Source organism: Clavibacter sp. CT19 (assembly GCF_027858075.1).
In the GTDB taxonomy this organism is placed as follows: domain Bacteria; phylum Actinomycetota; class Actinomycetes; order Actinomycetales; family Microbacteriaceae; genus Clavibacter; species Clavibacter tessellarius_A.
The window spans coordinates 87,298-108,964 of the sequence record NZ_JAQHYR010000007.1; the positions used below are offsets into that span (position 1 = coordinate 87,298).

The following is a 21,667-nucleotide window of genomic DNA, read 5'->3' on the forward strand; positions in this document are numbered from 1 at the left end:
TGCTCGCCCTCGGGGGAGGAGGGCGTGCGCCGGGCCGCCCGGACGGGCGACCCGGTCCCGCTCCCGCGTCAGCGGCTGCGGAGGGTGAGCTCCAGCGTGCGGGCCGAGGGCCACAGCTGGTGCTCGGGCAGCACGTCGAGTCCGCACGCGCGCGAGCCGAGCCCGTGCTGCGCGGCGTCGATGTACAGGTGCACCGCCTCGCTGGCGGGCAGCTCGTGCGGGTGCGCCGCCCGGTCGAGCTCCTGCGGCGTGTGCCGCGAGGCCGTGAAGCCGGGGCGGCGGCCCGCGGTGTCGGGCCGGGCCTCGATCACGATGCCGCGCTCGCCGTCGAACGTGCCGAGCTCGAGCTCGCGCAGGTCGCTGCGGTGGCCGGTCTCCTGCGGCCGCGAGTACACGGCGCCCAGGTCGTCGACGAGCGACGAGAACCGGCCGACGAGCGCCGCGCGGCGCGAGTCGGGGTACGACTCGAACGGGCCGGTGCCGAACCACTCCGCGTTCGTGACGCTCGCGGGCAGGTCGATGCGGATCCCGACGCGCGGCCAGGTGATGGCCCAGCCGGCGCTCGGCACGATGTCGACGCGCACGTCCAGCGCGCCGTCGGCGCCCTCGGTCCAGCAGTACGTCGTGTCGACCGAGTCGAACGACTGCGCCGCGCTCGTGCGCACGACGACCGTGAGCGAGCCGGATCCGACCTTCACCGAGCGGACCCGGTGGGTCAACCGGTCGAGGCCGGCCTGGCGCCAGCGCGCCTCGCTCGACGGACCGGGGACGCCCTTCCCGAAGGTGAGGCGCGGATCCGCCAGCTCGTAGGAGCCGCTGCTGTCGCTGCGGTCGTTGTCGGTGGGCGCGCGCCACAGCTCGAGGCGCGGGCCGTCGACCTCGAGGCCGCCGAGCCGCACGAGGCGGCCGGTGGCGAGGTCGAACTCGCCGTCGCCGAGGGTGAGGCGCGTGGCACCGGACGCGGGGTACGTCTCCTCGTCGGCGTCGAGCCAGCGGGCGGGCACGGCGGGGCGCGGCGCGGGCGTGAGGTCGAACTGGTCGACGGCGACCACATGGCCGGCCTCGGCCCACGGCTCGTCGTCGCGGAGGATCGCCTGCACGGTGAGCCACACCTCGGGCGCAGAGCCCTCGGTGCCGCCGGCCGCGGGGTCGCCGGCGTCGAGCGCGTCGGCCGGCAGCGGGATCCGGACGGTGTCGCCGGCCGCGACGGGCTCGGCGTCCAGGACGCCCGTGGCGATGTCGTCGCCGTCGACCGCGAGCACCCAGACGAGGCTCGTGTGCGCCGTGGAGATCGAGTGGTACCGGCTCTCCACGACGAGGGACGCGGATCCGCCCTCCCGCTCGAGCCGGAACGCGATGGGCTGCACGACGGCCTTGTACTCGGCGAGGCCGGGCGTCGGGGTGTCGTCGGGCAGGACCATGCCGTCCATCACGAAGTTGCCGTCGTGCACGACCTCGCCGAAGTCGCCGCCGTACGCGTAGAACGCCTCGCCGTCCGCGGTCTCGGTGAGGATGCCGTGGTCGCGCCACTCCCACACGAACCCGCCGTGGAGGCGCGGGTACCGCAGCACGAGGTCCTCGTACTCGCCGATCTGGCCGGGGCCGTTGCCCATGGCGTGCACGTACTCGCAGAGGATGAAGGGCTTGGTGCGCTGGCGCATGCCCTCGCCGGGCGTGCAGCCGAGGAGGTCGCCCGGGATCGCGTCGCTGCCGATGGACTCGGTCTCCTGCAGGTTCGAGTACATGCGCGAGTAGACGTCGGTGTACTCGCCCGTGTAGTCGCCCTCGTAGTGCACGGGGCGGCCGGGGTCGCGGCGGTGCACCCAGGCCGACATGGCGGCGAGGTTCCGGCCGGTGCCCGCCTCGTTGCCGAGGGACCACATGACGATGGAGGGGTGGTTCTTGTCGCGCTCGATCGTGCGCTCGATGCGGTCGAGGTAGTGGTCGGCGAAGCGCGGGTCGTCGCTGGGGTTGCCGACCCAGCCACCGAACTCGAAGCCGTGCGTCTCGAGGTCGCACTCGTCGATGACCCAGAAGCCGAGCTCGTCGGCGAGGTCGAGCACGCGCGGATGCGGCGGGTAGTGGCTGGTGCGGATCGCGTTGACGTTGTGCTGCTTCATCAGCAGCATGTCGGCGCGCGCGTGCTCCTCGTCGAAGACGCGGCCGCGCTCGGGGTGGGCCTCGTGACGGTTGACGCCGTGGAAGACCACGCGGCGGCCGTTGACGAGGAAGCGGTCGCCCTCGATGCGCACGGTGCGGAAGCCGAGGCGGATGGAGAGCGCCTCCACGTTGGTGCGGAGGAAGCCCTGGTACTGCGTGGGGCTCTCGGCGCTCCACGGCTCGACGCGGTCGACGTGCACGGGGGCGACGTCGTCGGGCGTGTCCCAGGTGACGTGGATCCCGAGGTCCTCCACCTCGAACGTGACGGGGAACGCGGCGGGCTCGGCGTCGACCTCGACGTGCACGGTGCCCGCGCCCGTCTCGTGGTCGTACTCGGCGCGGGTCCACGCGTCGTCGATCCCGCCCTGGGGGCGGCCGAGGAGGGTGACGTCGCGGAAGATGCCGGGCAGCCACCACTGGTCCTGGTCCTCGAGGTAGCTGGCGATGGACCACTGGTGCACGCGCACGGCGAGCACGTTGACGCCCGGGCGGAGGAACTGCGTGACGTCGAACTCGTGCGAGAGGCGCGAGCCCATCGCGGTGCCCACCTCGTCGCCGTTCAGCCACACCTTGAAGGCCGACTCGACGCCCTCGAAGCGGAGCACGACGCGCTCGAGCGACTCCCAGTCGGTGGGCACGTCGACCTCGACGCGGTAGTCGCCGGTGGGGTTCTCGTCCGGCACGTAGGGCGGCTCGACCGGGAACGGGTACTGCACGTTCGTGTAGGCGGGGAGGCCGAAGCGGCCGTCCTGGCCGAGCACCCAGTGGCTCGGCACGGGGATCTCGTCCCAGCCGGAGTCGTCGAACGCCGGGTCGGCCATCTCGTCGGAGAGGCCGCGCGGCGTGGGGGAGAGGCGGAACCGCCAGTCGCCGTTCAGCACGATCCGCGGGGCGTCGGAGTGCAGGCAGGAACGGGGACGTCGGGCGGGGCCCGTCGTGGGGGCGAAGTCCTCGAAGTAGGGGAGGGCGTGCGTCATGGGCTTCCTTGCGCGTGGGCGGGGGCGGCGACGTGCCGCTCATCCATCATCGTGGGTCCGGGGGCGCCGCGCCGAATGCGCGGGCGGCCGGGGAGGTCGCCCTGCCCGGCCGCCCGGATCCGTGCGCGGGTGGGTCAGCCCTTCACCGCGCCGTCCGTCAGACCGCCCCGCCAGAACTTCTGCAGCACGATCATCGCGATGATGAGCGGGATGATCGAGACGAGGACACCGCCCGTCGTCAGCTGGTAGAACTCCGGCAGCCGGTCGACCTGGCTGCGCCAGTTGTTGAGGCCGAGCGTGATCGGGTACAGCTTGTCGTCGGCCAGCATGATCAGCGGCAGGAAGTAGTTGTTCCAGATGCCGACGAGCTGGAAGAGGAACACCGTCACGAGCGCGGGCGTCATCGAGCGGAGCGCGAGCGTGTGGAAGATCCGCAGCTCGCTGGCGCCGTCGATCCGGCCCGACTCGATCACCGCGTCCTCCACCGACGCCTGCGCGTAGATCCGGCAGAGGAACAGGCCGAACGGCGAGACGAGCGACGGGATGAGCACCGACCAGTACGTGTTCGCGATCCCCATGCTGCTGAAGAGCAGGAACAGCGGCAGCGCGGTGGCGGTGCCCGGCACGAGCACGCCGCCGAGGATGGTGCCGAACACGATGTTCGATCCCCTGAACCTGTACTTCGCGAGCGCGTACCCGCCGGCGGCGGCGAAGTACGTCGCGATGAGCGCACCCACCCCCGCGTAGAGCACCGAGTTCATGAACCAGCGCACGAAGATGCCGTCGTCGTACGTGAACACCATCGTGAGGTTCTGCCAGAGGTTCATGTTCGCGAACAGGAACCCGTTGGTGCTGAACAGGTCGGCCGTCGTCTTCGTGGCCGCGACCACGATGTAGTAGACGGGGACGAGGAAGTACAGCGCGACGAGCGTGAGGATCGCCGTGACGAGGATCCGCGTGGCCGGCTTCGTGCCCGCCCCGTTCGTCTTCCCGACCTTGGAGGGCCGGCTCACCTTCGCCTCGGCGGCCTGCGCGAGGCGCTTCTGCTCCGCCTTGTCCCCGGCGCCCTCGCCGGTGGTCGGTCGGATCTCCGTGGCGGTCATGCGCGCGCCTCCTTCTTCTTCGCGGCGGCGGCTTCCCGCTCCTCCTTGGGCTTCCGGTTCGTGATGCCGAGGAACACGAACGACAGCACGAACGCGGCCAGCGCGATGATGACGGCCTGCGCCGCGGCCACGCCGTAGTCGTTGTACGCGAACGCCGTCGTGTAGGCCGACAGGTTCGGCGTGTACTGCGAGTCGATCGCGGGCGCCGAGGTGCTGAGCACCTGCGGCTCCGCGAACAGCTGCAGCGTGCCGATGATCGAGAAGACGCTCGCGAGCACGAGCGCCGGCCGGATGAGCGGCAGCTGGATCGAGAAGGCCGTGCGCCAGGCGCCCGCCCCGTCGATGCGCGCGGCCTCGTACACGTCCCCGGGGATCGACTTCAGCTGGGCGATGATGATGAGCATGTTGTAGCCCGTGTAGGTCCAGGTCACGATGTTCGCGATGGACCACAGCACGGTGCCGGCGCCGAGGAAGTCGAGCTGGACCCCGAACATCTCGCCGATGTCGATGATGGGCGACAGGCCCGGGATGTAGAGGAAGCCCCACAGGATCGTCGCGATGACGCCCGGGACGCCGTACGGCATGAAGTAGGCCGCCCGGAAGAACTGGGGCCACTTCGCCGACGCCGACTCGAGCAGGAGCGCGAGGATCGTGCAGAGGATGATCATCACCGGCACCTGCACGATGCCGAACAGCAGCACCCGACCGATGGACGCCGTGAAGGCGTCGTTCTGGAGCGCGAGCACGTAGTTCTCCAGCCCCGCGAACGCGGTGGTCACGCCCTGCTCGCCGAAGAGGCCCTCGCGGCGCACGGTCGTGAACGACTGGAACACGGCGTAGAGGATCGGGAGCACGAAGGTCAGCAGGAAGACCGCGAGGAACGGCGCGAGCAGCACCCACGGTGCGATGGTCTGCGACTTCTTCAGCTGGCCCCGGCTGACCCCCGAGCGCGGGGCGCGGGTGGGACGGACGGCGGTGCGCGAGCCCGCGGGCCGCGTGTCGACGCTCATGCGGACGCCGCCTCGACCGTGAGCCCCTTGTTGCGGAAGGCCTCGATCACGGCCTCCTGCGCGAGAGGCAGGGACTCGACGAGGGTCTGGCCGCTCGTGAGCTTGCGGCGGAACTCGTCCTGCAGCGTGTTCAGCGTGAACTGCGTGAGCGGGCACCAGGTCCAGTCGAGGTTCTGCTCCTTCGCCGCGGGGACGAAGACCTCCTGGTTGTAGCTCTGGCCGCCGAAGAACGCGCTGGGCTCCTGCCGGGCCGCACCGATGTAGTCGGTCGCCGGGGACCAGCCGATGCCGGAGTTCTCGATCATCGCGTCGATGCCCTCGGGCGAGGTCGTCATCCAGGTCATGAACTTGAGCGCCTCCACCGGGTGCTTGCTGTTCGCGAGCACGGCCGCGGTGGATCCGCCGAGGTAGCTCGACCCGTACGCCCCGTCGAAGGACCACGTCTGCATGGGCGCCACGCGCCACTTGCCCTCCGCGCCGGAGACCGACTGGATGAGGGCGTCGCCCCAGCTGGCGCTCGTGGCGCCGAAGATCTTCGCGTCGGCCGCGGCCGCGTACCAGGGCGGCGAGTACGCCGTGTACGTCGTGTTGACGACGTCGTCGTCGATCGCCTTGTCGAAGAACGCGGCGACCTCCTTCGTGCGGTCGTCGAGCATATCGACGACCCAGCGCTCGCCGTCGATCCGGAACCAGTTCGCGCCGGCCTGCGTCGCGTAGGAGGTGAAGACGCTGGCGTCCGAGACGGGGAAGCAGTCGAGGTAGTTGCCGGCGCCGGTCTTGCGGACCTCGGCGCTGATGGCGGCCCAGTCGTCCCACGTGGCGGGCGGCTGGCCGCCCACCTGGTCGAGGAGCTCGGGCTGGTAGTAGAAGGCCATGGGGCCGGAGTCCTGCGGGATCCCGAAGACGCCGTCCTGGAAGCTGACCTGCTTCCACAGCGCCTCGTCGTAGCGGTCCTCGTACTCCTCGACGCCGTAGCGGGTGAGGTCGACGAGCCCGTTCGCGAGGAGGAACTCGGGGAGCTGCCGGAGCTCGACCTGGCCGATGTCGGGGCCACCGCCCGCGGTGATGGCCGAGTACATCTTGTTGTAGCCGCCGGCGTTGCCGCCGGGGATCCACACGGCCTCGACCTGGATGTCCGGGTTCTGCGCGTTCCACACGTCGGCGACCTTCTGCAGGTCCTTCAGCCACGCCCAGTACGTGAGCGTGACCTTCTCGCCCGGTGCGGCTGCCGGGATCGGCGGGTCGGAGTTGACCAGCCTCCCGCCCGGTGCCGAGCAGGACGCGAGGGCCAGCGTGCCCGCGGCGGCGGCCCCCACCCCCAGAGCCTGTCTCCTGCTGATCGAATGCATCGTCGCATCCCCTCCGTCGTCGTCGATGGAATCGGCGCGTGGCGCCACTCGCCACTCTAGGCGGCGGGCGAAACTTATTCCTAACCCGTGGTCGGGATTCCTGGGAGCGCGGCGGGCGGTGTCCGGGAGCACCCCGTCCGGGGGCGCGGGCGCTCGGGTGCTCGCGGCGGACGGCGGGTCGACGGCGCGCGTCAGCGCCGCGCGCCGCGGTTCCGCACGGCCCACTCGAGCGCGTGCATCGCCTGGTCCTTCGTGAGCCGTGTCTCGAGGCCGCAGTGCGGGCAGACCACGCGGTAGGTGGAGCGGAGGCGGATCAGCGGCACGAGGAACGCCGTGAGCCGGACGGTGCGGTGCAGCACGCGCTGGGGGTTCGCCACGCCGCAGCGGAGGCACGCGAACGTGACGATCACGATGAGGGCGTCGCGGGCGCGGGTGCCGAACAGGAGGATCACCTCCCGAGGCTACGCGCGGCGACGCGGAGCATAGGGCGTCGAGCGGCCCCCGGACGAGGACGCGACGCGGAGCGGATCACCCGGTACGTTCGAGGGACACGCACACGGCAGATCGGCCCCGCATGACCACGCACCACGACGGCGCGCACGTCTCGCCCGCGGCGGCCTGCCCCGGAGCCCCCGCGTGATCGTCTTCGTGGTCGTCGGCGCCGTCGGCCTCCTGCTCCTCCTCTCCAGCATCGTGCTCGGCGACCTGCTCGACGCGATCGGCGGCGGCGACGGCCTCGTCTCGGGCGTCGCGCTCGGTGCGGCCCTCGCCATCTACGGGGTCGGCGGCGTGCTCGCCGACCAGGCGGGCATCGGCTCCGGCGGCGCCATCGCGATCGCCGTGGCCCTCGCGCTCGTCGCCCTCGTCGTGGTGCAGCTCACCGTCCGCTTCGTCGCGAAGCAGGAGAGCGGCGGCACGTACTCGCCCGTCGGGATGGTCGGCGTCGTCACCTCGCCCACGTCCTCCGCGGGCGGTGAGGTGCGTCTCGAGCACATCCGCGAGCTGGAGCGCCGGCTCGCCACGAGCGACGAGCGCCTCCCCGTCGGCACCCGCATCCGCGTCGTCTCCGAGGACGGGTTCCGGGTGCACGTCGAGCCGGACGCGCCCGCGGACGCGGACCCCCTCACCTAGCAGCACCCGTCCCAACGAGAGGAACCATCCCGTGGACCTGATATCCGGCGGCACGACAGCCATCGCCGTCATCGTCGTCATCGTCATCCTGGTGGCGCTGGTGGCGTTCATCGCCTCCCGCGTGCGCCGCGTGCCGCCGAACCAGGCGCTCGTCATCGTCGGCCGCAACGCCGAGCGCAGCGAGGGCGGGGCCGGGTTCTCCAGCCCGCAGAAGGTCATCATCGGCGGCCGGACCTTCATCTGGCCGATCTTCCAGGAGGGCTTCACGCTCTCCCTCGAGCAGTACCAGACGAGCGTCACGGCCGAGGCGCGCGACGCTAACTTCATCAACACCGCCGTCGTCGCGACCGTCAACTTCAAGGTGACGGGCACGGAGGACGGCGTGCGCCGCGCCGTGCAGCGCTACCTCCTCCAGCAGGACGCCCTGCCGGAGATCGTCCGGCAGTCGCTCGAGGGCGCCATCCGCGGCCTCATCGGCGACCGTCCCGTGGACGAGCTCGTGAAGAGCTTCTCCGTCGTGGCGCAGGAGGCCGTGAACCAGACGAAGAACGACCTCGCGGAGCTGGGCCTCCAGATCGAGACGCTCAACGTCCGCGAGATCACGACGCCGGGCAGCACCTACCTCGACGACCGGGCCCGCTCGAACGCCGCGCGCGCCCGCCAGATCGCCGAGGTCGCGGAGGCCGAGAACAAGCGGATCTCCGCGCTCGCCGCGATCGAGAACGACCAGCAGACCGCCGAGCGCCAGCTCGAGCTCGACCTGCGCCGCGCGGCCATCAAGGCCGACACCGACCGCGCCAACGCCACCGCGTTCGCGGCCGGCGAGCTCGCGAAGGCCGAGCAGGACCGCCTGGTCGCCGACCAGGAGCGCACGGCCGTGGCCGCCCAGGCCGAGGTCTCGAAGGAGCGCCTGCGCATCGACGTGGAGCTCCCCGCCGAGGCGCGCAAGTACGCGACCGTCCAGGACGCGCAGGCGGCCCGCGACGCCGAGAAGGCGAAGGTCGACGTGGAGGTCTACCAGCGCACGCAGAACGCCGAGGCGGCGAAGACCGCGGCCGTGAATGAGGCCGCGTCCATCACCGCGCTCGGGAAGGCGAACGCCGACGCGATCCAGGCCCGCGGCCAGGCGGAGGCCGAGGCGGCCGCCGCGCTCGCCGAGGCGCAGAACAAGCTGTCGCGCGAGGCGCTGCAGGCGCGCATCATCGCGTCGATGCCGGAGATCGCCCGTGAGATGGCGGCGCCGCTCGCCAACGTCGACAACATGACGATCATCTCGGCGGACGGCGCGAACGCGCTCAACCGCTCGGTGGCCGAGAACATGGCGACCCTGCCGAAGCTGCTCAAGGACACCACGGGCATCGACGTCGCCACGGCGCTGAGCTCGTTCCTCGGCTCGACCGCCGCGGGCGCGACGGCCGGCTCCGGCGCGACCACCGCGGACGTCGGCCCCGCGACGGCCGCGTCCGAGGGCGCCGGGATCTGATCCCGATGACCGGGCTCCTCGGGGCGCACGCCGCCCCGGGGAGCACGGCGTGAGATCCACCAGCCCGTTCCGGGCGTTGTGGGGCGCGAACGCGCTCTCCAACCTCGCGGACGGGCTCGTCTTCGTCGCCATGCCGCTCGTCGCGGCAGAGCTCACGGACGACCCGCGGCTCGTGGCAGGGCTCGCGACGACGTACGCGCTCGTGCGGCTCGTGGTCGCGTTGCCGGTCGGCGTGCACGTCGACCGGATCGACCGGCGCACGCTGCTCGTGGTCGCGAACGCGCTCCGCGGCGTGGCGGTGCTCGCGCTCGCGGTGTCGCTGCAGACGGGCGCCGGCTCCCTGGTCGTGCTCTACGCGGTGATGGCCGTGGTCGGCGTGCTCGAGAGCGCCGCCGACGGCGCCGCGGTCGCCGTGCTGCCGTCGCTCGTGCCGCGGGACGGCCTCGACCGGGCCAACGCGCGCATCTCGGGCACGCAGCTCGTGGCGGACGAGTTCGTGGGGCCGCCGCTCGGCGGGATCCTCTTCGCGCTCGCCGCCGCCGTGCCCGTGTACGCGACGGGCGGGCTGTGGCTCGCGGCCGGCGCGATGGCGCTCGCCCTGCCGCGGCGCTCGCCCGCCGCGGCTCCCCTCGACGGGCCGCGCGCCTCCGTCGTGCGCGAGGCTGCGGAGGGCGTGCGCTGGCTCGCGCGGCACCGTGTGGTCGGATCGCTCGCCCTCATCGGCGGCCTGGCCAGCGTCGGCTACATGCTCCCGTTCTCGGTGCTCGTGCTCTTCGCGCGCGACCGGCTCGGGCTCGACGCGGCCGGCTACGGCGTGCTCCTCGCGGCGTCGGCGCTCGGCGGCCTGGCCGGATCCGCGATCGCCGCGCCCCTGCGCTCCCGCCTCGGCGCCCGATGGACCATCACGGCCGCCCTCGCGCTCGGCTGCGCGAGCCTCGCCGGGCTCGCGGTCGCGCGGGATCCGGTCGTCGCGGGCGTCCTGCTCGCGCTCTACATCCTGCACGCGGTGGTCTGGAGCGTCTGCGCGACCTCGCTCCGGCAGCGCCTGGTGCCGGATCCGCTGCTCGGCCGGGTGGGCGCCGCCGGCCGCGTGCTCAGCCTGCTCGGCCTGGCGGTCGGATCCGCGCTGGGCGGCGCGCTCGCGACGGCGGGCATCGCGGTGCCGACGATCGCGGGGTCCGTGGCGTTCGCGGGCTGCGCGGTGGTCGCGGTCGTGAGCTTGCGCGGGACGGCGGATGCGACGGCCTGATCGCCGACGACGGCTGTGGAGGACGCGCCCGCGGCGTCGCTCGCGTCGCGACCATCGAAGGATGTCCTTCGATGCCCGGTCCGAACAGCGACGCGTCACGGGCGCCGCCGAGCTCCGAGCCCTCGCGAACCCGCTGCGGCTCGCCATCCTCGAGGAGATGACGCTCGACGGTCCCCTCACCGCGTCGCAGCTCGCCCCTCGCGTGGGAGCGTCGCCCAGCCTCTGCTCCTTCCACCTGCGGCATCTCGCGGAGCACGGCTTCGTCCGCGAGAGCGCGCGTCCCGGCGGGCGCGCACGTCCGTGGGAGGTGACGAGCGACGGCCTCCACCTCGAGTCGGAGGGGAGCGCGGAGGAGCGGCGGGCGGGCGAGGTCCTCCACCGCGTCCTCGTCGACCGGTGGCTCGCGCGGTACGGGGAGTGGCGCGAGACGGCGACGGCGTACCCGGAGCAGTGGCGGGACGCCGCCGTGCACGACCAGTACGGGTACTGGCTGACGCCGGCCGAGCTCGCGGAGCTGCGGCAGCGCATCGAGGACATGATCCGGCCGCTCCACGGCGAGCGCCGCACGGATCCCGCGTCCCGGCCCGCGGGGGCGCTGCCCGTCGAGCTGCTCGTGCTGGGCTACCCGATGCGCCCTGCCCCGTGACAGGGATCGCCGCCCGGCCCCTCGCGCGACTGTTCGGCGATCGCCGCTCACGCATCTACCTGGGCGGGCAGATCGCCTCGATCTTCGGCGACACCGCCCTGTTCCTCTCGACGGCGGTGTGGGTGCGGGAGCTGACCGGATCCGACGGCGCCGCCGCCGCGACGTTCCTCTTCCTCACCGCGCCCGCCCTGGCCTCGCCGTTCGTCGGGGTGCTCGTCGACCGGGTGCGCCGGCGGCCCCTGCTCATCATCGTGAACGCGATGACGGGCGCCGTGGTCCTGCTCCTGCTGCTGGTGCGCGATGCCGGCGACGTGCGGCTCGTCTACGCCGTCATGACGCTCTACGGCGCCGCGTCCACGATCATCTCCTCGGCGCAGTCCGCCCTCCTGCCGGCGATCGTCCCGGAGGAGCTGCTCGGCGACGCCAACGGCCTGCTCCAGACGGTCCAGCAGGGTGCCCGCGTGCTCAGCCCGGTCGTGGGCGTCGGCCTGTTCACGGCGTTCGGGGGCGGCATGGTCGCCGTCGTCGACGCCGTCTCGTTCGCCGTGGCCGTCGTCACGCTGATGGTCATACGGGTCGACGAGCCGACCCCGTCCCCGCGCGACCGGACGGTGTCGGTGCGGGCGGACATCGGCGCGGGCTTCGCGCACGTGCGGACGGATCCGGCGCTACGCGTGATCGTGGTCGTCTGCGCCGGGGTGTGGGGCGCGCTCGGCCTCTCGGAGAGCGTGGTGTTCGCCGTCGTGAGCCAGGGCCTCGGGCTGGAGCCGTCGTTCCTGGGCGCGACGTCCAGCCTGCAGGGCGCCGGCGCCCTCGTCGGCGGCGTCCTGTCCGCGCGCCTGATCCGGTGGCGCGGGGAGCTGCGAGTGGCCGGCGGCGCATCCGCCGCGCTCGCCGCGGGTTTCCTGCTCTGGATGCTGCCGGACGCGCCGGCGGTCCTGCTCGGCTCCCTCGTCCTGGGTGCCGCCCTGCCCCCGCTCGTCGTCGGCTGCACGACCCTCATCCAGAGGCGGTCACCCGATCGCCTGCGCGGCCGCGTCCACTCGGCGTTCGACATGGCGCTCACGGTGCCGCAGACGGCGGCGATCGCGGTCGGGGCCTCGCTCGTCGCGCACATGCCCTACCGAGCGCTGCTCATCGTGATGTGCGTCGTCCTCGCGGGTGCCGCGGCGGTGCTCCTGCGAGCCGGCCCGCGGGTCGACGCGGGTCCTCTCGGCCCGGATCCAGCCGGTTGACGTGTCGGGATCACCCCGCGTTCGGCAGCCGCACCTCCACGAGCCCGCCCGTGACGCGTGTCTCGAAGCGGGGCTGTGGCGCGGTGGCGGGTCCGTGGATCACGGCGCCGGTCGCGAGGCTGAAGACGCTGTCGTGCCACGGGCAGGTGACGCACGCCTCGCCGGTCGTGGGGTCGGTGCCGAGCTCGCCCTCGTCGAGCGGGGCGGAGAGGTGGCTGCACACGTTGCTGAGGGCGTCGACGGTCATGCCGTGGCGCCGCACGAGCACGGGCAGGCCCGCGACGTCGCGCTTCGTGAGGCGGCCGTCGGGCAGGTCGTCGAGCTGGCCGAGCTCCTGCCAGCCCACCGGGAAGCGGTGCGGCACGTCCTCCGCGTGGTTCGCGCCCGCCGCCTGGCGGTAGGCGAGGTGGCCGCCGAGGAAGCCGCCGGCCGACACGAGCCCGAGGCCCGCGAGACCGAGCAGCCGGCCGCTCGTCTGCTTGCCGCGCGCCCGCTGGATCCAGGAGAGCCCGTAGAGGCCCGTCGCGAGCGCGTTGGCCGCGGAGTGCACGATGCCGACGCGCATCTGCTGCTCGTGCAGCTGCGACCAGTCGGCGTAGCCGGAGACGATGGACGGCGCGGCGCTGAGGATCCCGACGCCCACGAGCGCCTGGCTGGCCTTCTCGTTGCCGGGCAGGAAGTCCAGCACGGCGGAGGAGACCCACGCGCCGGTCGGGATCAGCACGGCGACCGGGTGCAGCGGGTGCCCGAACGGCACGCCGTGCAGCAGGTCGGCCAGCGCCCGCGGCTTCAGCAGCGCGGTGACGACGCCCTTCACCCGGTCGACGATCGGATCCAGCGCCTCGGCGTCCTCGATCCTCGTGATGGCCGCGACGAGCTTCAGCTCCCTCATGGGGTCTCCTGCCGGTTCCGGCGCCGCCGTCGGCGCTCTCTCCCCAGGGAACGCCCGCGGGCGAGCAGTGACAAGGCCGGGCGGGTCGATCCTCAGCGGCCACGACGAGCGCGGCCCCCGCCGCTCCGACCTCGTCCTCGTCCTCGTCCTCCTCAGCGGAGGCCGGGCCAGCGGATCCGCTGACGCGGCGGGTGCGACCGGCGCACCCCAGTCGTCCGTCTGGAGTTCACGTCCGCTCCTGTGGATGCCCGGCACGGCTCGCGGCGCGTCAATAGGGTTCGACTGCTCCCCGGCGACGGTCGCCGCGGACCACCAGGAGTCCTCATGTCCTCTTCCCTCGGCGCCGCCGCGCGTCTCACCCCACGGCGCATGCTGGCGACGGCCGCCCTCGCGGCGGTCATCGCTCTCGGCGTCTCGGTCGCCACGCCGGCCGGTCCGGCGACCGCGACGCCCGTCGTGGCCTCCTCGTCCGCATCTTCGTCCCCGGTAGCCGATCCGATCGCGGCGAGCGAATGGCTGCACATCTCCTCTCGCACCTACTTCGTTAGTTCGACCGACCTCTCCATGCTGGCAAGCCAACAGATCTCCCTCGCGGGACTCGCGGTGAAGACCTGCACGGCACATGGATCGGGGAGGACGTGCGTGCCGCTCGTGGAGGCCGGCCTGCGCCTCCTCGGTCGGGTGACCGTGTTCACCTGCGGGGGCTTGAGCGGCTACACCGTGGTCGTCCCCTCGTTCGGGAAATCGCACTGCGGCCGCTGATCCACGCGCGCCGAGCCCCTGCGCGGAACCGCTCCGGACCCTCCTGGGCGGAGCGGTGCCCTCTGCCTCGGTAGCCGGATGCCGAACGGGCCGGAGCCGGGGCCGCTCCCGCGGCGGGTGCGCGTGGCACGCACCCGCCGTCTGCGGCGCGCCCTCGCCCGCACGTGCACAGGCGGCCCGCCGGGAGGCGGCGCGTCGCTACGGTTCGACTGCTCCGCGGCGATGGTCGTCGTGGACCATCAGGGGCCCCATGTCCTCTCGCCTCACGACCACCCCGCCGTCCACCACCCGACGCCTGCTCGCGACGGCCGCCCTGGCGGCGGTCCTCGGTCTCGGCGTGTCGATGTCCGCCCCGGCCGGCTCCGCATCCGCAGCCCCCGCCGCGTCGACCTCGTCCTCCGCGGCGCAGGCGGACCCGATCGCGGCGAGCCAGGCGGATCCCATCGAGCGCACGTTCTACGTCAGCCCGCGAGCGGTCGACAACATCAAGTCGGGGACACTCCAGCCCCGCGCGCTCGCGGGCCTGATCTGCACCCGGTTCCACTCGGGCCTGGGCTGCGTCGAGTCGCTCACCCTGGTGCTCCGGGGCGGGCCGGGGACGACCGACCCGCGCACGTGCCAGCGCGGTCAGGGCTTCACCATCTCGTACTTCTCGACGCACCGGTCGCACTGCGGCCGGTGACGGAGGCACATCCGGCCGGTGCCGGACCACGACGACCGCCGGGCCCGCGTCGCGGGGGCGATCGTCGGCGGCATCCGGCGCTCACGCTGCCGGCGCGATGACGGAGGGAACGGGCCGGAGGATCTCCTCCGGCCCGTTCCGCGCGTCGACGCGGGCTGGGTCCGCGTCACGCGTCCGTCCCCGCTCCGGTGCGCCACCGGCACGGCGGCACCCGTCCACAGGCGGTCCGGCGCGGCGCAGCGCATCGCTACGGTTCGATCGCTCCCCGGCGACGGTCGCCGCGGACCACAAGGAGTCCACATGCCCTCTCACCTCGGAACCACCCCGCGACGCACCTCTCGCCGCCTCCTGGCGACGGCCGCCCTCGCGGCGGTCGTCGGTCTCGGTGTCTCCGTCTCCACTCCGGCCGGCTCGGCATCCGCCGCCCCCGCCGCGCCGACCTCGTCCTCCACCGCGGACGCCGGCTCGATCACGGCGAGCCAGGCGGGACTGGTCAACCGCCCCTTCTTCGTCACGCCGTACGACCTCGCGCGACTCGCGTACGGCCAGACCGACCCCGACAAGCTCGCGGTCCAGATCTGCACGGCGAATCACACGGGGAGGGCCTGCGTGACGATCGCCTCCTACGTCCTCCGGCGTGGACAGGGCATGGTGGATTGGCGCACCTGCAACATCACCGGCGGCTACACCATCGTGTTCCCCGACGCCTTCCAGTCGCGCTGCGGCCGCTGACGGTCGAGCGGCACGCACCCGGCCGGGACCCCTCCGGCCCCTCCTGAGCGCACCCGCGCTCTCCGCACGGCCCGACGGGCCGGAGGTCTCCACCTCCGGCCCGTCTCGTCGTCCCCGGGTCCTGCCTCCGTCCCGCTCGGCATGCACGTCCGGACTCGTTCGGATGCGCAGCGGGTCGTCCGGAGGCCGGCGGACCGGGGCCGGAGGTCAGAGGCCGAGTGCACAGGCGCGGGCCGCGCGCACGGCCCGGCCCCGAGGACCCGCTAGCGTCTCGATCCGCCGCGATCCCCCCTTTCTCGCGCGCAGAAGGAACACCCATGTCATCTCAGATCAGCAGCGCCGCCCGCCGCCTTGCCGCCGCCCTGGCGCTCGCCGCCGTCGTGACCCTCGGGGTCTCCGTCGCCTCGCCGACGGATGCGGCGTCGGCCGCGAGCACGACCACGTGGACGCACTCCTCGGAGAGCCGCCCGGCCGACGCCGGGGCCGTGGCCGCGAGCGACCGCCGTCAGCCGACGGGGCGGCTGTACATCGCGCCCAAGTACTTCGACGAGTCGTACAGCGTCATCGTCGCCGCACATGACGTGTGCGACTCCTATCGCCTCGGCGAACAGTGCTACAGGAGCCTGCAGAAGCTGTTCATGAGCGACATGGCCGGGGAAGACGACTGCCAGGAACATGGCGCGGACGCGGTGATTCCCTACATCCAGTACTCGCACTGCCGCAAGTCCTGACGGATCCGATGCATCGGGCGGGCCGGGGGATCTCCTCCGGCCCGTTCTGCACGTGGGGCGCCTGACGCCTGCCGCTCCATCACCTGCCCCCAGGTTCCTCGCGGGCTCTCAGGCGTCCGGATCCTGCGCCGCATGCCGGGACGCGACGGGTCGGCCGCGTCGCGCGGCCCGGTAGCCCGGCGCCCGCAGCCGCCGCGTCCACGGATAGGTGGTGTCCCCGGGCGGCGCCGCGAGCACCGGATCCGCGCGCGTCGCCGTGTCGAGCGGCCCGCTCGCGTCGTGGCCCAGCTCGATGCGCGCCGCCACGTGCCACCGCCCGCGCGGCGTCGCGTGCACGAGCCGCATCCCGGCGGGCCGGGTCGCGAGCGCCCGCCCGAGGTCGGCGGCGCCGGCCGGCAGCGGCGGATCCGCGTCCACCAGCACGCCGACGAGCACCGGTCCCGCGGATCCGCGGTACGGCATCAGCGTGGTGAGTCGCGCGCCGGAGAGCGCGCGCCGCGGTGCGAGGAGGAATCGGCCGAGCGGCGAGAGGCCCGTGGTCGCGAGCAGCAGGTCGACCGTGGTGCCGCCGCCGTCCGGGATCCGCAGTGCCAGCCCGAGCACGTCGGGGAGCGCTGGCGGGAGGCCGCCGCCGCGGGAGAAGCGGGCGTCGACGGCGAGCGGCGCGTCGAGCCTGTCGAGCCACGCGAGCCCGGATGCGGCACGGCCCGCGACGGGCGTCAGCGTCCCGGAGAGCGCGACGCCGTGCGGATGCAGCGGCCGCGGCCGACGCACGAGGCGGACGGCGGAGACGAGCCCCGCGAGGACGTTCCCGCCGACGCGGGCCGTGGTGCCGGACATCCCCCGACCCTATTCCGGTGCGCGCTCGGCGTCCCGGATGCGTCCGGGTGCGATCAGCGCATGGGCCCTCGTGAGGAGGCGCTCCAGCTCCGCCGCGTCGGCCGCGTCGAGATGGGGGAGCGCGCGTGTCAGGGCGTCGCCGATCGGTCGGCGCCCCTCCTCGTGCAGGGCGCGCCGAGCGGTCTCCGGCGCGAGCCGCACGAGGGTGCGTCTCCCGTCGGCCGGATCCGCCTCGAGCCGCAGCACGCCCTTGTCGGCCAGCTGCCGGGCCAGCGTCGAGACCCAGCTCTGCGCGAGCCCGGTCGTCTCGCAGAGCTGGCGGATGGTGCTGCCGGGCTGCCGGGCGACGGCCTCGATGAGCGTCAGCTCGCCGCCGGTCACCGGGAGGTCGCGCCCGCCCTGGCTGGCCTCGAGGGCGATCTCGCGCAGGATCCGGGCGAGCCGGCTCAGCGCGACGACGTCGATCGCGGGCTCCCGAGCGGCCATGCCCACCTCCTTCGCTGACGACGCGGGCTCTTGCGCCTGCCCTGGATGGACAATAGCATCTGCCACAGATGCATCGCATGCAGATGTATTTGTTCCGGCACCGACGGGCCGGATGCCGGAGGTGGAGGAGGGTCGCGGATGGACGTGTCGGACGCGCTCGTCTCCATCGCGCTGATCCTGCTCGTGGTGCGGCAGCTCCGGGGTCGACGCCTGACGCTCCTCAGCCTCCTGTGGCCGGTCCTGCTCGTGGCCTGGGCGGGGGTCGAGTACCTCGGCGCCGTCGCGCCGTTCGCATCCGACCGTGCGCTCGTCGCGGGCCTCGGCGCGCTGGGTGCGACGCTGGGCGTCGCGTGCGGGCTCCTCACCCGGGTGGAGGCGCGTGCCGGGGTCGTCGTCGCCCGGGCGTCCTGGCTCGCGGCGGCCGCGTGGATCGCGGGGATGGGCGGGCGCCTCGCCTTCGGCCTGATCGCCCTCCACGGGGGCGGGCGGATCATCGCCGAGGCGAGCGTCCGTCTCGACCTGCACGCGGCAGGCACGTGGTCGACCGCGCTCATCACGATGGCCCTGGCGGAGGTGGTGGCGCGGACCGCGGTGCTCGCCGCACGGCATCGGACGATCACCCGACGCATCGCGGGCGAGCGCGGCGATGGTCGCCGCGCGTCCGCCGCCGCGCTGGCCACCCCCGCGGACGACGGAGGGCCGGAGGGGTGATCCCCTCCGGCCCTCGCGCGATCGCGTCCGGCCTGCGCCGGACGACGGCTCGCTACGGCGTCGGCATGCCGCCGTTGACGTTGAGCGTCTCGCCGATCACGTAGCTCGACTCGTTCGACGCGAGGAACACGTAGGCGGGGGCGAGCTCGGCCGGCTGGCCGGCGCGGCCGAGCGGGGTCTGCTCGCCGAACTCGGGCAGCGCGTCGGCGGGCTGGCCGCCCGCGGTCTGCAGTGGCGTCCAGATCGGGCCGGGCGCGACGACGTTCACGCGGATGCCCTTGGGCGCGAGCTGCTGCGCGAGGCCCTTGGAGAACGCGTTGATCGACGCCTTGGTCGTGGCGTAGTGCACCAGGTTCGGCGACGGCGCGTAGGCCTGGATCGACGACGTGTTGATGATCGTCGAGCCGGGCTTGAGGTGGGGGAGCGCGGCCTTCGTGATCCAGAACATCGCGTAGACGTTGGTCTTGAAGGTCAGGTCGAACTCCTCGTCCGAGATGTCCTCGAGCGCGTCGACGTTCTGCTGCTTGCCCGCGTTGTTGACGACGATGTCGAGGCCGCCGAGGCCCTCGACCGCCTTCGCGACGAGCTCGCGGCTGAACTCCGCGGTGGAGATGTCGCCGGGGATGGCGACGGCCGTGCGTCCCGCCTCCTCGATGAGGGCGACGACCTTCTTCGCGTCCTCCTCCTCCTCGGGCAGGTAGGAGAGCGCGACGTCCGCGCCCTCGCGGGCGTAGGCGATGGCGACGGCCGCGCCGATGCCGGAGTCGGCGCCGGTGACGAGGGCCTTGCGTCCCTCGAGGCGGCTGGATCCACGGTAGGTCTTCTCGCCGCGGTCCGCGGTCTCGTCCAGGTCGGCGTCGAGGCCGGGCCCGTCCTGCTGCTGCGCGGTCGGGTCGATGTCGGCGTACATCTTGGTCGGGTCCTGGAACGTGTACTGGTCGGTGCTCATGTGCTCTCCTTCGGCTGGTGCGTCGTGCGGGTGCGTGGGGTGCCGGGCGTCAGCTCGGCGGGGTGTCGTCGAGGTCGATGTCCTGGCCGGCGAGGTCGTTGTCGGCGAGGACCGGCTCGGCCTCGCCGTCGACGCCGAGGGCGTCGGCCTCGGGCTCGGCGTCGGCCGCCGCGACGGCGTCGTCCTCATCGATCTGCTCCACGGGCTCGTCGGTGTCGGGGAGGACGGTCTCGCCGGCGACCGCGTCGTTCACGACGGTCTCCTGGTCCATGCCGACCGCGTCGAGGGCCGTGTCGTCGCCGGTGGCGTCGTCACCGGGGGTGGAGGAGGTGGCGTCCGTCACGGTCACTCACCCGCCTCGGGCTTGGGGTGGCCGGGGATCGAGTCGCCGCTGAGGTTGAGCTCGTCGGGATCCACGTCGATCTCGCCGACGTCGTCGGGTCCGCCCGATCCGGGCAGCACCTGCACGTCGTCCGCGGCGGCGGGCACGTCGTCGGAGACGCCCTCGCTCTCGACGATCTGCTGCTCCTGCTTCACCTGCGTGTCGTCCTCGCTGGGCGAGATGAAGTCCTTGTCCTGATTGGTGTCTGAGGTGTCCGCGGGCTGGAGGCGCGGGTCGTCGGTGTCCATGCGGCCGACGCTACGCTCGGCCTCCCGCGGCGTGTGGTGGCGTTCAGGCAACGCCCATGCACGGGATCCGGGCGGGGCGTCGCCGGGGATCCCGAGCCGCATCACATGTCGTCGGGACCCTCGCCGAACGGGTCGGGGGCGTCCTCGCGGGCGTCCTCCTCGGCGGCCTCGGCCAGCTCCTCCATCGAGTCGGCGTCGATGGCTGCGGGCTCGGCGAGCGGGTGGCGCGCGGCGCCGTCGGCCGTCGGATCCGTCACGTCAGCGGCCTTCGGGGTCGACGTGGCCGGCGGCGTCGTCGGCGGGCGCGCTCATGTGCGAGTCGGCCGCGGTGACGGAGCGGTTGTCCGGCACCTCCGGGTACTCGGCGCTCGCGGGATCCGCGTCCTCCACCTCGAGGGCGTCCTCCTCCGCGTGCCCGTAGTCGGTGCCCTCCGGCTCGCGGACCGCGTCTCCCACGCCGGCGGGGCCGCCGTCGGCCGCGACCACGTCGTCCACGGTCACCAGCCCGTCGGGATCGCCGGGGCCGCGCCCGGTGCGGATGCCGTCTGCGTGCTCGTCGCGATCGCTCATGCCCCCACCCTACGAGCGGGGGCGGGCGGCGACCCGGTCCCGGACTGTGCACGGAGCAGCGGGCGCCGGGCGGATCCTCGATGTACTGGCGTCCCGCGGCACGATCCCGACCGCTCCCGACGCGCGGATGCGACGCGTCACGACGACCGCAGGAGGCGATGGCGACATGGACATGCGATACGGGATCAACCCGCACCGGGACCCTGCGCGGCTCGCACCCGTCCTCCCGGACGCCATGCCCTTCTCCGTCGTCAACGGCGAGCTCTCCTACGTGAACGTCCTGGACGCCCTGAACGCGTGGCAGCTCGTGCGCGAGGCCGGCGTCGCACTCGGCGCGGTGGTGGCCGCGTCGTTCAAGCACGTGTCCCCGGCGGGCGTCGCCCGGTCGGGCGGGCTGGATGCCGTGCTCCGCGCCGACGCCGGGCTCGACGCCGCGGAGGAGGTCGACGACGTGACGAGCGCGTACCTGCGGGCCCGGGATGCCGACCCCAAGTCGTCCTACGGCGACTTCATCGCCGTCAGCCACGCGGTCACCCTCGATCTGGCGACCCGCGTGTCGTCCGTGGTGTCCGACGGGATCATCGCCCCGGCCTTCGAGCCCGGCGCCGTCGACATCCTGCGACGGAAGAAGGGCGGCGCCTTCGTCGTGCTCGAGGCCGACGAGCGCGTCGTGCCTCCTGCCGAGGAGTCACGGGACGTGCACGGGGTGCGTCTCACGCAGCCGCGGGACGACATGGTGATCGACCGGCGGCTGCTCGCGCCCGCGGACGGGGGGCCGCTGCCGGATGGCGCCGTGGACGACCTGCTCCTCGGAATGGTCGCGCTCCGCTACACACAGTCGAACTCCGTCGCGTACGTCCGCGACGGCGTCACCCTGGGGATCGGCGCGGGGCAGCAGTCGCGGGTCGACTGCACGCGTCTCGCCGGCGCGAAGGCCGATGCCTGGTGGCTGCGGCGCCTCCCGGAGGTGCGGGACATGGCGTTCCGCTCCGGGGTCGGGCGACAGGAGCGGATCAACGGGCGGATCCGCTGCCTCGAGGGCGACATGACGCCAGACGAGGCATCCCGACTGTCCCGCGTGCTCCTCGGCGGAGTCCCGGTGATCGACGCCGCCCGACGACGCGCATGGCTGGCGGGGCTCGATGCCGTGGCCTTCGTCTCCGACGGGTTCCTGCCCTTCCGCGACAACGTCGACCACGCCCGGCGGCACGGTGTGTGCTGGATCGCGGAGCCCGGCGGATCCGTGCGCGCCGACGAGGTCGCGGCCGCGTGCGCGGAGCACGGGATCGTCCATGTCCGGACCGGCCTGCGGCTGTTCCACCACTGAGGCGGCTCGCCG

General features: G+C 73.2%; 24 protein-coding genes. 11 read left to right on the top strand and 13 right to left on the bottom strand.

The features are described 5' to 3' along the window. Positions 1-68 precede the first annotated feature (68 nt). The 5 genes from PED38_RS09875 to PED38_RS09895 form a co-directional block, all read right to left on the bottom strand. Positions 69-3,137 carry a glycoside hydrolase family 2 TIM barrel-domain containing protein gene (locus PED38_RS09875; protein ID WP_270981040.1) on the bottom strand — a complete coding sequence of 1,023 codons (3,069 nt, stop codon included), beginning with the start codon at positions 3,135-3,137 and terminating at the stop codon, positions 69-71. 134 nt (positions 3,138-3,271) lie between these two features. Then, positions 3,272-4,240 carry a carbohydrate ABC transporter permease gene (locus PED38_RS09880; protein WP_063070628.1) on the bottom strand — a complete coding sequence of 323 codons (969 nt, stop codon included), beginning with the start codon at positions 4,238-4,240 and terminating at the stop codon, positions 3,272-3,274. Next, positions 4,237-5,250: a carbohydrate ABC transporter permease gene (locus tag PED38_RS09885; RefSeq protein WP_270981041.1), complete on the bottom strand. Its 1,014-nt coding sequence runs from the start codon at positions 5,248-5,250 to the stop codon at positions 4,237-4,239. Before PED38_RS09885 ends, PED38_RS09880 begins: the two co-directional genes overlap by 4 nt. Further along, complete coding sequence (locus tag PED38_RS09890) at positions 5,247-6,599, bottom strand: ABC transporter substrate-binding protein (protein ID WP_063070626.1); 1,353 nt, start codon at positions 6,597-6,599, stop codon at positions 5,247-5,249. Before PED38_RS09890 ends, PED38_RS09885 begins: the two co-directional genes overlap by 4 nt. 191 nt (positions 6,600-6,790) lie before the next feature. Further along, positions 6,791-7,051 carry a hypothetical protein gene (locus tag PED38_RS09895; RefSeq protein WP_063070625.1) on the bottom strand — a complete coding sequence of 87 codons (261 nt, stop codon included), beginning with the start codon at positions 7,049-7,051 and terminating at the stop codon, positions 6,791-6,793. A gap of 184 nt (positions 7,052-7,235) precedes the next feature. Between PED38_RS09895 and PED38_RS09900 the strand changes: the two genes are divergently transcribed. The 5 genes from PED38_RS09900 to PED38_RS09920 all read left to right on the top strand — a co-directional run bounded on the left by PED38_RS09900 (position 7,236) and on the right by PED38_RS09920 (position 12,343). After that, the gene (locus PED38_RS09900; protein ID WP_063070624.1) at positions 7,236-7,730 is read left to right on the top strand and encodes an NfeD family protein; all 495 of its coding nucleotides are present in this window, start codon (positions 7,236-7,238) and stop codon (positions 7,728-7,730) included. 31 nt (positions 7,731-7,761) lie between these two features. Beyond that, positions 7,762-9,213 (top strand): SPFH domain-containing protein, encoded by a 1,452-nt coding sequence (locus PED38_RS09905; RefSeq protein ID WP_270981044.1) that lies wholly within the window; start codon positions 7,762-7,764, stop codon positions 9,211-9,213. 49 nt (positions 9,214-9,262) lie between these two features. Next, positions 9,263-10,462: an MFS transporter gene (locus tag PED38_RS09910; RefSeq protein ID WP_270981045.1), complete on the top strand. Its 1,200-nt coding sequence runs from the start codon at positions 9,263-9,265 to the stop codon at positions 10,460-10,462. A gap of 61 nt (positions 10,463-10,523) precedes the next feature. Then, on the top strand, positions 10,524-11,108 hold the full coding sequence (locus PED38_RS09915) for an ArsR/SmtB family transcription factor (RefSeq protein ID WP_063070621.1): 585 nt from the start codon (positions 10,524-10,526) through the stop codon (positions 11,106-11,108). Continuing rightward, the gene (locus PED38_RS09920; RefSeq protein ID WP_175345455.1) at positions 11,105-12,343 is read left to right on the top strand and encodes an MFS transporter; all 1,239 of its coding nucleotides are present in this window, start codon (positions 11,105-11,107) and stop codon (positions 12,341-12,343) included. The genes PED38_RS09915 and PED38_RS09920 overlap by 4 nt, the downstream gene beginning before the upstream one ends. 10 nt (positions 12,344-12,353) lie before the next feature. On the opposite strand, the gene PED38_RS09925 is transcribed toward PED38_RS09920, so the two are convergent. Then, entirely contained in the window at positions 12,354-13,235 is an 882-nt protein-coding gene (locus PED38_RS09925) for a Rieske (2Fe-2S) protein (RefSeq protein WP_270981047.1), read from the bottom strand. Positions 13,236-13,604: 369 nt separating this feature from the next. Here PED38_RS09925 and PED38_RS09930 point away from each other — a divergent pair, with 369 nt between their 5' ends. The 4 genes from PED38_RS09930 to PED38_RS09945 all read left to right on the top strand — a co-directional run bounded on the left by PED38_RS09930 (position 13,605) and on the right by PED38_RS09945 (position 16,142). Beyond that, positions 13,605-13,997, top strand: coding sequence for a hypothetical protein (locus tag PED38_RS09930; RefSeq protein WP_136954252.1), 393 nt, complete (start codon positions 13,605-13,607; stop codon positions 13,995-13,997). A 250-nt stretch (positions 13,998-14,247) separates the two neighbouring features. Then, a complete protein-coding gene (locus tag PED38_RS09935; RefSeq protein WP_063070618.1) occupies positions 14,248-14,679 on the top strand; it encodes a hypothetical protein in 432 nt (143 codons plus the stop codon). Positions 14,680-14,979: 300 nt separating this feature from the next. Beyond that, positions 14,980-15,411 (top strand): hypothetical protein, encoded by a 432-nt coding sequence (locus tag PED38_RS09940; protein WP_063070617.1) that lies wholly within the window; start codon positions 14,980-14,982, stop codon positions 15,409-15,411. A 317-nt stretch (positions 15,412-15,728) separates the two neighbouring features. Continuing rightward, on the top strand, positions 15,729-16,142 hold the full coding sequence (locus PED38_RS09945; RefSeq protein WP_270981048.1) for a hypothetical protein: 414 nt from the start codon (positions 15,729-15,731) through the stop codon (positions 16,140-16,142). Between the two features lie 108 nt (positions 16,143-16,250). Here the strand turns inward: PED38_RS09945 and PED38_RS09950 are convergent, their stop codons facing one another. Continuing rightward, positions 16,251-16,982: a hypothetical protein gene (locus tag PED38_RS09950; protein ID WP_270981049.1), complete on the bottom strand. Its 732-nt coding sequence runs from the start codon at positions 16,980-16,982 to the stop codon at positions 16,251-16,253. Positions 16,983-16,991: 9 nt separating this feature from the next. After that, positions 16,992-17,468, bottom strand: coding sequence for a MarR family winged helix-turn-helix transcriptional regulator (locus PED38_RS09955; RefSeq protein WP_063070614.1), 477 nt, complete (start codon positions 17,466-17,468; stop codon positions 16,992-16,994). A 138-nt stretch (positions 17,469-17,606) separates the two neighbouring features. Between PED38_RS09955 and PED38_RS09960 the strand changes: the two genes are divergently transcribed. Then, complete coding sequence (locus tag PED38_RS09960; protein WP_270981057.1) at positions 17,607-18,179, top strand: DUF1453 domain-containing protein; 573 nt, start codon at positions 17,607-17,609, stop codon at positions 18,177-18,179. A 52-nt stretch (positions 18,180-18,231) separates the two neighbouring features. On the opposite strand, the gene PED38_RS09965 is transcribed toward PED38_RS09960, so the two are convergent. The 5 genes from PED38_RS09965 to PED38_RS09985 form a co-directional block, all read right to left on the bottom strand. After that, positions 18,232-19,128, bottom strand: coding sequence for a glucose 1-dehydrogenase (locus PED38_RS09965; protein ID WP_063070612.1), 897 nt, complete (start codon positions 19,126-19,128; stop codon positions 18,232-18,234). Between the two features lie 49 nt (positions 19,129-19,177). Then, complete coding sequence (locus tag PED38_RS09970; RefSeq protein WP_270981058.1) at positions 19,178-19,477, bottom strand: hypothetical protein; 300 nt, start codon at positions 19,475-19,477, stop codon at positions 19,178-19,180. Further along, entirely contained in the window at positions 19,474-19,758 is a 285-nt protein-coding gene (locus PED38_RS09975; RefSeq protein ID WP_063070610.1) for a hypothetical protein, read from the bottom strand. The genes PED38_RS09970 and PED38_RS09975 overlap by 4 nt, the downstream gene beginning before the upstream one ends. 101 nt (positions 19,759-19,859) lie before the next feature. Next, positions 19,860-20,015, bottom strand: a complete 156-nt coding sequence (locus PED38_RS09980; RefSeq protein ID WP_270981061.1) for a hypothetical protein — start codon at positions 20,013-20,015, stop codon at positions 19,860-19,862. A 1-nt stretch (position 20,016) separates the two neighbouring features. Then, a complete protein-coding gene (locus tag PED38_RS09985; protein ID WP_270981063.1) occupies positions 20,017-20,328 on the bottom strand; it encodes a hypothetical protein in 312 nt (103 codons plus the stop codon). Positions 20,329-20,455: 127 nt separating this feature from the next. Between PED38_RS09985 and PED38_RS09990 the strand changes: the two genes are divergently transcribed. After that, positions 20,456-21,655, top strand: a complete 1,200-nt coding sequence (locus tag PED38_RS09990) for a phosphoribosylaminoimidazolecarboxamide formyltransferase (protein ID WP_270981064.1) — start codon at positions 20,456-20,458, stop codon at positions 21,653-21,655. The last annotated feature ends 12 nt before the right edge of the window (positions 21,656-21,667 follow it).

Coding starts and splice junctions, on each gene's coding strand:
- PED38_RS09935 (WP_063070618.1), top strand. CDS start 14,248: ATGTCCTCTCGCCTCACGACCACCCCGCCGTCCACCACCCGACGCCTG.
- PED38_RS09945 (WP_270981048.1), top strand. CDS start 15,729: ATGTCATCTCAGATCAGCAGCGCCGCCCGCCGCCTTGCCGCCGCCCTG.
- PED38_RS09885 (WP_270981041.1), bottom strand. CDS start 5,250: ATGAGCGTCGACACGCGGCCCGCGGGCTCGCGCACCGCCGTCCGTCCC.
- PED38_RS09985 (WP_270981063.1), bottom strand. CDS start 20,328: ATGAGCGATCGCGACGAGCACGCAGACGGCATCCGCACCGGGCGCGGC.
- PED38_RS09915 (WP_063070621.1), top strand. CDS start 10,524: ATGTCCTTCGATGCCCGGTCCGAACAGCGACGCGTCACGGGCGCCGCC.
- PED38_RS09975 (WP_063070610.1), bottom strand. CDS start 19,758: ATGGACACCGACGACCCGCGCCTCCAGCCCGCGGACACCTCAGACACC.
- PED38_RS09965 (WP_063070612.1), bottom strand. CDS start 19,128: ATGAGCACCGACCAGTACACGTTCCAGGACCCGACCAAGATGTACGCC.
- PED38_RS09955 (WP_063070614.1), bottom strand. CDS start 17,468: ATGGCCGCTCGGGAGCCCGCGATCGACGTCGTCGCGCTGAGCCGGCTC.
- PED38_RS09890 (WP_063070626.1), bottom strand. CDS start 6,599: ATGCATTCGATCAGCAGGAGACAGGCTCTGGGGGTGGGGGCCGCCGCC.
- PED38_RS09950 (WP_270981049.1), bottom strand. CDS start 16,982: ATGTCCGGCACCACGGCCCGCGTCGGCGGGAACGTCCTCGCGGGGCTC.
- PED38_RS09990 (WP_270981064.1), top strand. CDS start 20,456: ATGCGACGCGTCACGACGACCGCAGGAGGCGATGGCGACATGGACATG.
- PED38_RS09930 (WP_136954252.1), top strand. CDS start 13,605: ATGCTGGCGACGGCCGCCCTCGCGGCGGTCATCGCTCTCGGCGTCTCG.
- PED38_RS09960 (WP_270981057.1), top strand. CDS start 17,607: ATGGACGTGTCGGACGCGCTCGTCTCCATCGCGCTGATCCTGCTCGTG.
- PED38_RS09940 (WP_063070617.1), top strand. CDS start 14,980: ATGCCCTCTCACCTCGGAACCACCCCGCGACGCACCTCTCGCCGCCTC.
- PED38_RS09880 (WP_063070628.1), bottom strand. CDS start 4,240: ATGACCGCCACGGAGATCCGACCGACCACCGGCGAGGGCGCCGGGGAC.
- PED38_RS09925 (WP_270981047.1), bottom strand. CDS start 13,235: ATGAGGGAGCTGAAGCTCGTCGCGGCCATCACGAGGATCGAGGACGCC.
- PED38_RS09875 (WP_270981040.1), bottom strand. CDS start 3,137: ATGACGCACGCCCTCCCCTACTTCGAGGACTTCGCCCCCACGACGGGC.